Source organism: Flavobacteriales bacterium, assembly GCA_026129465.1.
Taxonomy (GTDB): Bacteria; Bacteroidota; Bacteroidia; order Flavobacteriales_F; family PHOS-HE28; genus PHOS-HE28.
Genome location: JAHCIA010000001.1, coordinates 2,348,122 through 2,359,643 on the forward strand (window position 1 = coordinate 2,348,122; position 11,522 = coordinate 2,359,643).

Genomic DNA, 11,522 nt, shown 5'->3' on the forward strand with positions numbered 1-11,522 from the left:
GGCGGTTGGAGTTGGTGGTTGCAGGTCGCGATCACGCGCGGGCCTTGGCGGACTTCGTTTTGGCACCATTGGCGGCACGCCCTGAGAAGGCCTGCTCAATGATCGCCTTCTGCTGCAGGGCATGGCGCACACTGCTGCCGGTGGCAGGCGCACCGCTGGCGTCACGGCTCACACGAGTGAGCTTGAAGGCACCCAGCACGGGACGCTCGGTGAAGTGCATCTGCATGTACATCCAGGCGCCCATGTTGGCGGGCTCCTCCTGCACCCACAGCCAGCGCGTGGCGTTGCTGTAACGCTTCAGGATCGAGGCCAGCTGCTTGTCCGGCAGCGGGTGCAACTGTTCCACCCGCACGATGGCGGTGTCCTCCGCGCCGAGTTCCTCCTGTTTCTCCAGCAGCTCATAGTAGATCTTGCCCTGGCAGAGGATCACGCTGGTCACCTTCTTCGGGTCGGCCTGGGCATCGTCGATGGTCTCGCGGAAGCGGCCCTTGGCGAGCTCGTCCAGCGTGCTGGTGCAGCGCGGGTGGCGCAGCAGGCTCTTGGGCGTGAAGACCACCAGCGGCCGCCGGAAGTTGCGTTGCGGGTGCACCTGTCGGCGCAGCACATGGAAGAAGTTGGCCGGCGTGGTGCAGTTCACCAGCTGCATGTTGCCGTCGGCGGCGGTGGCGAGGAAACGTTCCATGCGCGCGCTACTGTGTTCGGCGCCCTGGCCCTCGTAGCCGTGCGGCAGCAGCAGCACCAGGCCGTTCATGGCGTTCCACTTCTCCTCGGCGGCGCACAGGTACTGGTCCAGGATGATCTGCGCCCCGTTGACGAAGTCGCCGAACTGGGCCTCCCACAGTTGCAGCGCGTGCGGCTCGTAGAAGGCGTAGCCGTACTCGAAGCCCATCACGGCGTATTCGCTGAGCAGGCTGTTGTAGATCTCCACCAGCCCCTGGTCCTTGCTCAGGTGCTGCAGGTGCATGTACTCCTCCTCGCTGTCCTCCACCTTCACCACGGCGTGGCGGTGGCTGAAGGTGCCGCGCTCCACGTCCTGCCCGGTGAGGCGCATGGGGTGGCCCTCCATGGCGAGACTTCCGTAGGCGAGCAATTCGCCCATCGCCCAGTCCAGCTTCTCCTCCTCCATCATGCGGGCGCGGTCCTTCAGGATGCGCTCCAGCTTGCCGAAGAACTTCTTGTCCGCCGGGACCTCGCTGAGCTTGGCGCCGATGTGCTTCAGGGTCTTCTTGGCCACGCCGGTCTCGGGGCTCTCGTCGAAGGCGCTGATGTCCGGCCGCTCGAAGCCCTGCCAGCGGTGCGCGAGGAAGGGTGTGATCCGGCTCTTCGCTATCTGCCTGGCATCGTCGAGCCGCGCCTGAAGCATGTCCTGGAACTGCTGCTCCATCTCCTGGGCCAGTTCGCGCGCCTGTGCCACGCCGCTCTCCAGCAGCTTGGTCATGTAGATCTCGCGCGGATCGGGGTGCTTGGCGATGGCCTTGTACAGCACAGGCTGCGTGAACTTGGGCTCATCGCCCTCGTTGTGGCCGTGGCGGCGGTAGCCCAGCAGGTCGATGAACACGTCCTGACCGAACTCCTGCCGGTAGTCCAGCGCCAGTTCGATCGCGAAGGCCACGGCCTCCACGTCGTCGGCGTTCACGTGGAAGATGGGGCACTGGGTCACCTTGGCCACATCGGTGCAGTAGATGCTGGTGCGGCCGTCGATGTAGTTGGTGGTGAAACCCACCTGGTTGTTGGTGACGATGTGCACGGTGCCACCGGTGGTGTAGGCCTTCAACCCGGCCATCTGCACCACTTCGTACACCACGCCCTGTCCCGCGATGGCCGCATCGCCGTGGATGATCACCGGCACGGTCTTCCGCCAGTCGAAGCCATGTTCGCGCTCGATGATGGCGCGCGAAAGACCCTGCACCACCGGGCCCACGCTTTCCAGGTGGCTGGGGTTGGGGCTCAGGGTGAGGGTCACCTGCTTGCCGCTGTCGGTCTTCACACGGCTGTTGTAGCCCATGTGGTACTTCACGTCGCCCTCCACCAGTGCGTCCTCGTAGTCGCGTCCTTCGAATTCGGCGAAGATCTGGTCGTAGGTCTTGTTCAGCGTGTTGGCCAGCACGTTGAGGCGGCCGCGGTGGGCCATGCCGATCACCACGTCCTTCACGTCGTGCGCCTTGGCGCCGTGCTCGATGATCCAGTCCAGCGCGGGGATCAGTGTTTCCACACCTTCAATGCTGAAGCGCTTCTGGCCGATGAACTTCTTGCCGAGAAATTTCTCGAAGACCACGGCCTGGTTGAGCTTGAAGAGGAATTCCTTCTTCTCCTCGATGGTGAAGGACGGGGTGTTGCGCACCTTCTCCATCCGCTCCTGCAGCCACTTCACCTTCTCGGGCTGGCGGATGTACCGGTACTCCACACCAATGCTCACGCAGTAGGTCCGCTTGAGCATCGCCACGATGTCGCGCAGCTTGGCGGGGCCCATGCCCACCTCGTTGCCGGCCTCGAACACGATGTCCAGGTCGGCCTCGCTGAGCCCGAAATTCTCCAGGGCGAGGGTGGGCTCGTACTTGCGCCGGTCGCGCACCGGGTTGGTGGGTGTGAAGAAGTGACCCCGGGTGCGGTAGCCACTGATCAGGTCCAGCACCTTGAACTCCTTGCGCAGGTGCTCGCTGCCCGCGCCTCCGGACGCGCCCTGTGCCCCTGGCAGCAGGTCGTACTCTGTACGGGCCAGTTCGAAACCCTCGAAGAAGCGGGCCCAGCCGGCTTCCACCGAGGAGGGGTCATTGAGGTACTGCTGGTAGAGGGCGTCGAGCGAAGCGCCGTCAGCGTTGCTCAGGTAGGCGTGCTTGTCCATGGGAGCCGTGGCAAAGGTATCCTACGGGTTCGCAGGTTGAAGGTTGAGGAGGTCGGGGATTGTACACGACCGGTCCACAGATCGGTGGCGGCCCCGCCCCACCTCAGAAGCGCCCCGCGAAGCGTTCCCGGGTGAGCACCTTCTGCAGGGCCCGCAGCACGCATTCCCCGGCCAGCGCGTGCAGCCCGCCGGCGGCCATGGTGCGGCGCAGGTGGGCTTCCGGGATGTCCACCCGGTACATGGCCGTTTGGAGGGTGTGTGTCCCGGCGCGGTGCAGTTCCTCCAGGCGCGGCAGCACCGAAGCCCGAAGCCGCTCGAAGGTCTCCTCACCCACCTCCGGCAGGGGAAATTCCTCCGCATCCATGGACAGGTCCTTGCGCAATTGTTCCACGGTGGCACGAAGCACCTCGGCCCTGTCCAGCCATCTGCTGGGCGGCCCATTGCCCGTCCCTCGCAACTCCTGTGTCATGCTGTGGATAAGTCCACCAAAGGTGGCGCGAAGAGGCGGCACTATTTTCGCCCGGCACCAGGAAACCCGCACCCCAGAACCATGCGCACGCTTCACACGCTCCTCGCCACGGCGACCATCCTCACCAGCATCCACGGCCAGTACGGCACCTTCGAACCGGCGGCGGTGAAGAACGCCAAGAACACCACCACGGTGGTGGTGCTCGACGGCGGCGGCACACCTTACGACCGCGCCTTGATGGAAGCGGTGAAAAGCCACTGGACCTTCACGGGCAACACCGAATTCGTCACCACGGCGGAAATGGCCGCACGCCCCATCGTGCCGGAACAGACCTACTTGATGAAGGTCTCACGCACCGATCCCGTGAAGTTCGAGGGCACCTTCCTGATGCTGGTGCAGGGATGGAAGGCGAAGAAGGGCGAGTCGCTCACGTGGACGGCCATGGGCTATACCAATGTGCCTTCGAGCCAGGAACTGGCATCCCTGCTGATCGATGCCAAAGCGCTGAACGAAGGTCCCGCAGGACCGATGACCGGCCTTTATGTGAAGCACCTGCAGGACTACCTGAAGCTGGTGGAAGGCGGCAAGGTCCGGGACAAGGCCACGGCCGACCGAACTTACGCGGGCCGCACCCGGCTGATACGCGAGCACGACCTGCTCCTGGCCAAGGAACATCTGGACAAGAGCCTGCCCGGCACCGACCAGGTGAAGGAGCACTACACCGCCAGAATGAGCGTGAAGACCCTGGCCGATGTGGTGGCCGCTGTGGAACGCCAGGACGCGGCGCTTTGTGTGAGTGATGTGGTGATCACCATGGGCGACCACCGGAACAAGCATTGCTTCAAGCGGGTGTGGAACGCGGGCACCGGCGAGCTGATGTACCAGAACGACGACCAAGCCATCTTCGGAAAGAAGGAGGGCTTCATCGACACCGACCTGAAGAACCTGGAGCGGGCGCGCTGATCCCACATGGAACGCTCCCTGGATCGAGCATTCACCCGGATGGAGCATGAACGGAAGGCGTTCCTGGACAGCGTATCGCACCTTCCGGAAGGCCTGCTGGAGCAGGCTCCTGCAACGGGGAAATGGAGCATCGCCCAGATCGTGGTGCATCTGGTGCAGGCCGAGACCAGCGCTTTGAGCTACCTGCGGAAAAAGCTGCATCATGGCGGCCATGGACCGGTGCGCCTGGCGGGCACCTTTCGCCTGGTCGCGCTCCGTGTGGCGCTTGCCACGCCGGTGCGGTGGAAGGCCCCGCGCATCATCTCCGATGTTCCGCACACCAGTTGGCAGAATGCCATGATACAGTGGCGGTCGGTGCGTGACGACTGGCACAGGAGCCTGGAAGACCTTCCCGCAGGCACAGCGGCCCATGGACTCTTCAAACATCCCGTGGCGGGCAAACTCACACTCGCACAGGGCCTTCGCTTCATGGCCGTGCATGTGCGCCACCATCATGGGCAGGCCATGCGCCATGCGGGCCTGCTGTCAGGTGGCGGTCGGCGGAAGGTCGGATCCGGTCCATCGTAATTTGGACCTCCGTTCCCCCTTGCCCATGCGCCTTCGCTCCTCCCTGCTGGTGGCTTGTCTCGTCGCGGCCATCCAGGTCTCCGCCGACCACCTCGCCGGTGGTTCGGTCACTTACGAATGCCTCGGTGGCAATTTCTACCGCATCACGCTCACCATGTACCGCGATTGCCTAGGTACGGAGGTGGTCCCCCAGAACCTGAGCTTCTCCAACGACTGCGGTGTGAATTTCACCGTGTCCAACATCGTCCACGACGAGGAGGTGTTCGTTGCGCCCGTGTGCGCGGACCAGTCCGGCGATTCCACCTGTGACGACGGCCCGTTGTTCGGCATGAAGAAGTATGTGTTCCACAGGGAGCTGTTCCTGAGCCCCTGCTCCGGCTGGCGCATTTTCTGGTCCGTCTGCTGCCGCCCCACGGTGATCAACGCCAACGGCAATGCCGGCCTGTACATCGTGGCGGGGTTGGACAATACGGAAGGCGCCTGCAACAACTCGCCGTATTTCACGGACCACATGCCACCTCTGGTGTGCGCCGGGCAGGCCATGCACTATGACCCCATGGTGGTGGAGGCCGATGGTGACAGCCTGGTGTTCAGCCTGGTGGATGCCCGCTACGCGGCGCCCGTACCCCAGCCGATCTTCTACCAAATTCCCTGGTTCGGCGCCATTCCTTTCACCGACCTGACCATCGATCCCATCACCGGACGCATCTCCTACCTCCCATCGGTCCAAGGTTCGGTGGTGGTGGTGGTGCAAGTGGATGAATACCAGCCCGGCGGTGCGTGGAAGGGAAGCGTACTGCGGGACTACATCTTCACCACCACGCCCTGCGACAACAACGTGCCTGCGATCAATGCGGGCACGATCACCTCCGTGGTGGGCGACGGTGTGCTTACCGGCAGTCGTTCGGCGGCCCTGTGCTCAGGCGGGACAGGATGCATGCAAATGGTCTTCACCGATGTGAACTCCACCCAGGCCTTGGAAGTCTCCTCGAACGTGGAGATGGTGCTGCCCGGTGCAGGATTCACCCTCAACGGCACCAATCCCGTGGTGGCCACCATCTGCTGGGATGCGCTCGCCGCGCAACCAGGCACCCGGCATTTCGGCATCAAGGTGTTGGACAACGCGTGCCCCTATCGCGGCCTGCAGACCTATACCTACACCATGACCATCCACCCCACCCCGGAGCCGTTCGCGGGTGGGTCGGCGCTGGCTTGTTCCCAGCTGCCTGAATTCTTTCTGGCCGACAGCATGGCCTCCGCGCCGCCACCCGGCGGGGTGTGGACGGACCCCACAGGCACGCCCCATTCCGGGTGGTTCAACCCCGCCACGGATCCTGCCGGCGCGTATTCGTACACCATCACCTCCTTCCCCAACTGCAAGTCTTTCGCGGAGGTTCAGGTGACCATGCTGCCGGATGATGATCCATTGTGCGACCTGCTCGGGTTGGAAACGATCGCGGCCGTAGAACTCCGGGTACGCCCCAACCCCATGGCGGATGGCGCTTGGGTTTCCGGATTGCAGGTTCCCGCCGGATCCGTGGTCCCTTATCTCCTGCTCGACATGCAAGGGGCCGAGCGTTCCCAAGGGACGCTATTGGCCGGCGGAGCCGGTTCCTGGTTCGCACTGCCTCGGGATCTGGCCAATGGCACCTACCTGCTCGTCTTTCCGACTTCGGCCGTCATTCGTCCCCAACGGGTGGTGTTGATCCGTTGATCCTTTGAACCCGGGCGGCCGCCAGATGTTCAACTTTCATGGCACGCACCCTCATCACCGGCGGCACTGGCTTATTGGGCCGCGCCTTGGGCAAGGCCTTGGTGGCCCAGGGACATGACGTGCGCATGCTTGGCCGCCGGGCGGGCGGCGTGGATGGCATCCCCGTGCTGGTTTGGGACCCTTCACGTCGCACGATGGATCCGGGCGCATTGGAAGGTGTGGAGCGCATCGTCCATCTCGCTGGCGCCGGCATCGCGGACAAACGCTGGAGTGGAAGCCGTGTGCGGGAGTTGATCGCGAGCCGGGCGGACAGTGCCGAATTCCTGCTGGAACTAACGCGGACCATGGACGTGCGGCCCGAGGTGATCGTCAGCTCCGCAGGCATCGATCGCTATGGAGCCAGCACATCGGATGCGATACTCACGGAGGACGACCCTCCCGGTAACGACACCATCGGGCGCATCTGCCAGGCTTGGGAGAGCGCCGTGGACCGCTGGGAAGGCACTTGCCGCACCGTAAAGCTGCGCCTGCCCATCGTATTGGCCCGCGAGGGCGGCGCCTTGCCGCGCATGGCCACACCGGTGCGCTGGGGCTTGGGGGCACCTTTGGGCACTGGTCGCCAATGGATGAACTGGGTGCATATCGATGATGCGGTGCGGGCCTTCGTGCATGCCTTGGATGATGGGGGCATGTCGGGTGCGTACCATGTCACCTCATCCGATCCCAAGCGCAACAGGGACTTCATGCGAGAATTGGCCAGGGCGCTGCATAAGCCCTTCATCCTGCCTGCGGTCCCCGGTTTCGCGCTTCGCCTGGTGCTGGGGGGCATGGCCACCGTGCTGCTGAACGGGACGCGCGCCAGCCATGGCAAGCTGCTCGCCACAGGCTTCCAGTTGAAGCACCCCACGCTACGCGAAGCGCTGGGCGACCTGCTCGGCTCCCACGTCCGGAACGCCTGAAAAGCGAAAGGCCGCCACGCTTGCGCGCGGCGGCCTTCCACACAGGAACTGTCGGCCTACTTCTGCACCACGAATCGCTTCTCGTGCGTGCCGAAGCCACCATTGATGCGCATGACGTAGGTGCCCGGGGCAAGCACACCCGAGAGGCTCAGGAGCGCCGGGGCGCCTGGGACCATCACATGCTGGCCTGTGTGCATCAGACGGCCGGTCATGTCATAGACCTCCACCTGCACCCTGCCGGCATCAGCCGTATAGAGCAGGGAGATGTCGCCATTGCCGGGGTTCGGGAACAGCGTCCAGACACCCTCGCCCGCAACATCCGCCACACCCACGCCTTGCTCGATCTTCACCGAGTAGTCCTCCACCTGTCCGTAAGTGGACAGGCCGCAGGGCGTGTTGTTGGGGACGTTGGGATAGCTGCTGCCATCGTGCATGTCCACCAGGCGCACACGCATCTTGGTGACACCCAGGACCGCGTTACCCGGGATGGTGATGTCGCCCGTGTAGGGACCCACACCCATGGCGGATACGAAGGCCAGTTCGGTATCCTCGAAGGTCCCGTTCTGGTTCCAATCGATCCACACATACACCTGGTCCTCGGAGAAGGTGTTGCTGCCGGTGACACTGATCGGATAGGTCACATTCAGCTCCACGTTGGCCTGGAGCTCCGTGAAGTCCTCGTAGCCCGCGTTGGAGTCCGAATCGTTGTTCAGGTCGGAGAAGGTCACGTTGCTGATCTTTTCGAAAAGTTCGGACTCGGCACCCACCGGTTCGCAATCGGTGCTGCCCGGGCAATCGGTCACACCGGCGCAGACGCCACCCGCGTTGGCGTTGTCAATGGCCGCACCGGCGCAGATGCCATCCCATGCGGTATCGCAGCAGAAGGGATCGGCGGCACAGATAACCGCCTGGCAACCGGCATCATCACAGCCTGGGGTTCCATTGGCGGAGCAGCAAGGACCAGTGGGCGTTGAACCGCAAGGCACCGTGCTCACGTTCAATACATAGGGACCACCCGGCTGCGAGATGACCGGCACCCAGTAGGTACCGGGCTGCAGGTTCAGGTACAGGAGGATGATGTTGCCATCCGAGCAGGTGAACGACCAGGACGTGGAGAAGATGAAGTTGCCGGGGAATTCAGCCGGGCAACCCGATGAGATACCGATGAACATCGGATCGAACACGATGGGCGAACCGCACAGATCGATCGTCACATCGGCGCACTCGGTGATGGTGAAGGCCTCCCACACTTGGGGGGCACCGTAGGTCTGGCCAACGGAACTATCCGTACCTCCAAGCGAGTTGCCGGTGAAGGTGTCAGCACCCGGTACCGGGATCAGCACGGGCACCACGTCGTCGCAATCGTTGTTGGCAGGTGGTTCGGTGAACCCTGGGCAGTCGCTCACATCGGCGCAGACCCCGCCTTGGACGGCGTTGTTCAATGCGGCACCAGCGCAGAGGCCATCCCACTGCGTGTTGCAGCAGAAGGGATCGGCAGCGCAGATGAGGGCCTGGCAGGCCGGGTCTTCGCAGCCCGGGGTGCCATTGGCCGTGCAGCAGGGGCCGTCACCCGGAGGAGGCGGGCCGCTGGGGCAATCGCTTGCTCCATTGCATACGCCTCCAACATTGGCGTTGTTGACCGCCGCACCAGCGCAGATGCCATCCCACTGCGTGTTGCAGCAGAAGGGATCATTGGCGCAGATCACGGCTTGGCAGGCGGGATCTTCGCAACCCGGGGTGCCATTGGCCGTGCAGCACGGGCCGTCACCCGGAGGCGGCGGGCCGCTAGGGCAATCGCTTACTCCGTTGCACACGCCACCGATGTTGGCGTTGTTGACCGCCGCACCAGCGCAGATGCCATCCCACTGCGTGCTGCAGCAGAAGGCATCATTGGCACAGATCGCGGCCTGGCAGGCGGCATCCTCACAGCCGATACCCGGGTGTGCCGAGCAGCATGGGCCGCCAGGAGGCGGTTCGCCGCAGACCGCAGTGCTGATATTGAGCACATAGGGACCACCGGGCTGGGAAATGATCGGCACCCAGTACGTACCGGGTTGCAGATTCAGGTAGGTGGCCACGATGTTGGCATTGGGGCAGCTGAAGGCCCAGGAATTGGCGAAGATGAAGTTGCCCGGGAACTCAGCGGGGCATCCCGAGGAGATGCCGATGAACATCGGGTCGAACACGATCGATGAACCGCACAGGTCGAGGGTCACATCAGCACACTCGGTGATGGTGAACGCCTCCCACACTTGGGCGGCGCCATAGGACTGTCCCACGGAAGTGTCGGTACCACCCAGCGAATTGCCCGTAAAGCCCTGCGAACCCGGCACCGGGATCGCCACAGGCGTCACATCCGAGCAGTCGTTGTTGGCAGGTGGTTCGGTGAAGCCGGGGCAATCGCTCACATCGGCACAGACCCCGCCAGCAAGCGCATTGTCCACTGCGGCTCCGGCGCAGATGCCGTCCCATTGCGTGTTGCAGCAGAAGGGGTCGGCCGCGCAGATGAGCGCCTGACAGGCCGCATCACTGCAGCCGGTGCCCGGATGCGCGGTGCAGCAGGTGCCACCCGGGGGGGGCGGGCCGCCTGGGCAGTCGCTCACGCCGTTGCAGACTCCTCCACTGTTGGCATTGGCCACCGCATCACCGGCGCATAGGCCATCCCACTGCGTGTCGCAGCAGAAAGGATCGGCGGCACAAATGGCGGCTTGGCAAGCGGCGTTCTCACAGCCGGTGCCGGTATGGGCAGTGCAGCACGGACCACCCGGAGGGGGTGGGCCACTGGAGCAGCTCAGGGTTAGTGTTCCATCACCAACGGCGCCGTTGTAGCCGGCCACGCGGATCCAGTAGGAGGTGCCGGCTGTGACCGCGAAGGTGACCGTGCTTTGCAGGCCGCAGGCGTCATCGTTGCATGCCAATTCGGCACCATCGCAGGCGCTGAAGGCCCCCAGGGTGGTGTCGAAAGTGGCGCCAGCGCAGGTCGTGGCCGTGGCCGTTCCGTCGCAGGTGGCCACATAGCGGAACCACACGTCCGTGTTGTCATTGAAGGCACAGCTGGTGATGTCCGTGCCGGTGGAGCCCAGGTTGGAGAAGGGCGTGGCACCGTCGCCGATGAGGATGGCGTTGTTGCAATCGTCGTTGCTCGGTGCACCTGCGCAAGCCACCGTGCTGATGTTCAAGGTGTATGGGCCGCCGGGCTGGGCGATCACCGGCACCCAATAGGATCCGGGCTGCAGGTTGTAGAAGAACATGCTGATGTTGCCATCGGCACAGCTGAAGGCCCAGGAGGTGGAGAAGACATAGTTGTCCGGGAAACCGGCCGGGCAACCCGAGGAGATGCCGATGAACATCGGATCGAAGATCTGCGGCGACCCGCAGAGGTCGATGGTCACATCAGCGCACTCGGTGATGGTGAAGGCTTCCCACACCTGGGGGGCGCCGTAGGATGCCCCGATGGAGCTGTCGGTGGCGCCGAAGGAGTCACCACTGAAAGAATCGCTTCCAGGTACAGCGATGGCCGTGGGGGTGACGTTGCTACAGTCGTTGTTGGCGGGGAAGGAACTCTCGTCCTGGCAAAGCATGGTCAGGGTGCCGCTACCAGAGGCGCCATTGTAGCCAGAGACGCGCACCCAATAGGAAGTACCAGCCGTGACATTGAAGGTGATCGTGCTCTGCAGGCCGCAAGCATCATCGTTGCAGGCCAGTTCGGCACCGCCACAGGCGGAAAAGGCAGCCAGGGCCGTGTCATAAGTGGCGGCTCCACAGGTGGTAGCCGTGGCCACGCCCGTGCAGCTGGCCACATAGCGGAACCACACGTCCACGTTGTCACTGAAAGTGCATGAGGTGATGTCCGCGCCGGTGGCGCCCGAGGTGACGAAAGGTGTGGGGCCGTCACCGATCAGGGTGGCGTTGTTGCAGTCATCGTTCGCCGGTGGTTGCGCCATGGCGCTGGAAGCCACAAACAGGAAGAACCCGAGCATGGCGGCCCAGCGACAACATCCGGCCAAG

Annotated in this window: 7 protein-coding genes; 4 read left to right on the forward strand and 3 right to left on the reverse strand. The window is 63.9% G+C overall.

What is annotated here, in order from left to right:
* Nucleotides 1-31 precede the first annotated feature (31 nt).
* Nucleotides 32-2,842 carry a 2-oxoglutarate dehydrogenase E1 component gene (locus KIT10_10135; GenBank protein ID MCW5899617.1) on the reverse strand — a complete coding sequence of 937 codons (2,811 nt, stop codon included), beginning with the start codon at nt 2,840-2,842 and terminating at the stop codon, nt 32-34.
* A 103-nt stretch (nt 2,843-2,945) separates the two neighbouring features.
* Nucleotides 2,946-3,311, reverse strand: a complete 366-nt coding sequence (locus KIT10_10140) for a hypothetical protein (protein MCW5899618.1) — start codon at nt 3,309-3,311, stop codon at nt 2,946-2,948.
* An 81-nt stretch (nt 3,312-3,392) separates the two neighbouring features.
* Between KIT10_10140 and KIT10_10145 the strand changes: the two genes are divergently transcribed.
* From KIT10_10145 to KIT10_10160, 4 genes are read left to right on the forward strand one after another with little or no spacing between them, the layout of a single operon-like run.
* Nucleotides 3,393-4,274 carry a hypothetical protein gene (locus tag KIT10_10145; protein MCW5899619.1) on the forward strand — a complete coding sequence of 294 codons (882 nt, stop codon included), beginning with the start codon at nt 3,393-3,395 and terminating at the stop codon, nt 4,272-4,274.
* 6 nt (nt 4,275-4,280) lie between these two features.
* The gene (locus KIT10_10150; GenBank protein ID MCW5899620.1) at nt 4,281-4,841 is read left to right on the forward strand and encodes a DinB family protein; all 561 of its coding nucleotides are present in this window, start codon (nt 4,281-4,283) and stop codon (nt 4,839-4,841) included.
* 25 nt (nt 4,842-4,866) lie between these two features.
* Nucleotides 4,867-6,555 carry a hypothetical protein gene (locus KIT10_10155; GenBank protein MCW5899621.1) on the forward strand — a complete coding sequence of 563 codons (1,689 nt, stop codon included), beginning with the start codon at nt 4,867-4,869 and terminating at the stop codon, nt 6,553-6,555.
* 38 nt (nt 6,556-6,593) lie between these two features.
* Nucleotides 6,594-7,514 carry a TIGR01777 family oxidoreductase gene (locus KIT10_10160; protein MCW5899622.1) on the forward strand — a complete coding sequence of 307 codons (921 nt, stop codon included), beginning with the start codon at nt 6,594-6,596 and terminating at the stop codon, nt 7,512-7,514.
* Between the two features lie 56 nt (nt 7,515-7,570).
* Here the strand turns inward: KIT10_10160 and KIT10_10165 are convergent, their stop codons facing one another.
* A complete protein-coding gene (locus KIT10_10165) occupies nt 7,571-11,494 on the reverse strand; it encodes a T9SS type A sorting domain-containing protein (protein ID MCW5899623.1) in 3,924 nt (1,307 codons plus the stop codon).
* Nucleotides 11,495-11,522 lie beyond the last annotated feature (28 nt).

Bases quoted from the DNA above. Each gene is read 5' to 3' on its own strand.
- KIT10_10135 (MCW5899617.1), bottom strand. From the start codon at position 2,842: ATGGACAAGCACGCCTACCTGAGCAACGCTGACGGCGCTTCGCTCGAC.
- KIT10_10150 (MCW5899620.1), top strand. From the start codon at position 4,281: ATGGAACGCTCCCTGGATCGAGCATTCACCCGGATGGAGCATGAACGG.
- KIT10_10145 (MCW5899619.1), top strand. From the start codon at position 3,393: ATGCGCACGCTTCACACGCTCCTCGCCACGGCGACCATCCTCACCAGC.
- KIT10_10140 (MCW5899618.1), bottom strand. From the start codon at position 3,311: ATGACACAGGAGTTGCGAGGGACGGGCAATGGGCCGCCCAGCAGATGG.
- KIT10_10160 (MCW5899622.1), top strand. From the start codon at position 6,594: ATGGCACGCACCCTCATCACCGGCGGCACTGGCTTATTGGGCCGCGCC.
- KIT10_10165 (MCW5899623.1), bottom strand. From the start codon at position 11,494: ATGCTCGGGTTCTTCCTGTTTGTGGCTTCCAGCGCCATGGCGCAACCA.
- KIT10_10155 (MCW5899621.1), top strand. From the start codon at position 4,867: ATGCGCCTTCGCTCCTCCCTGCTGGTGGCTTGTCTCGTCGCGGCCATC.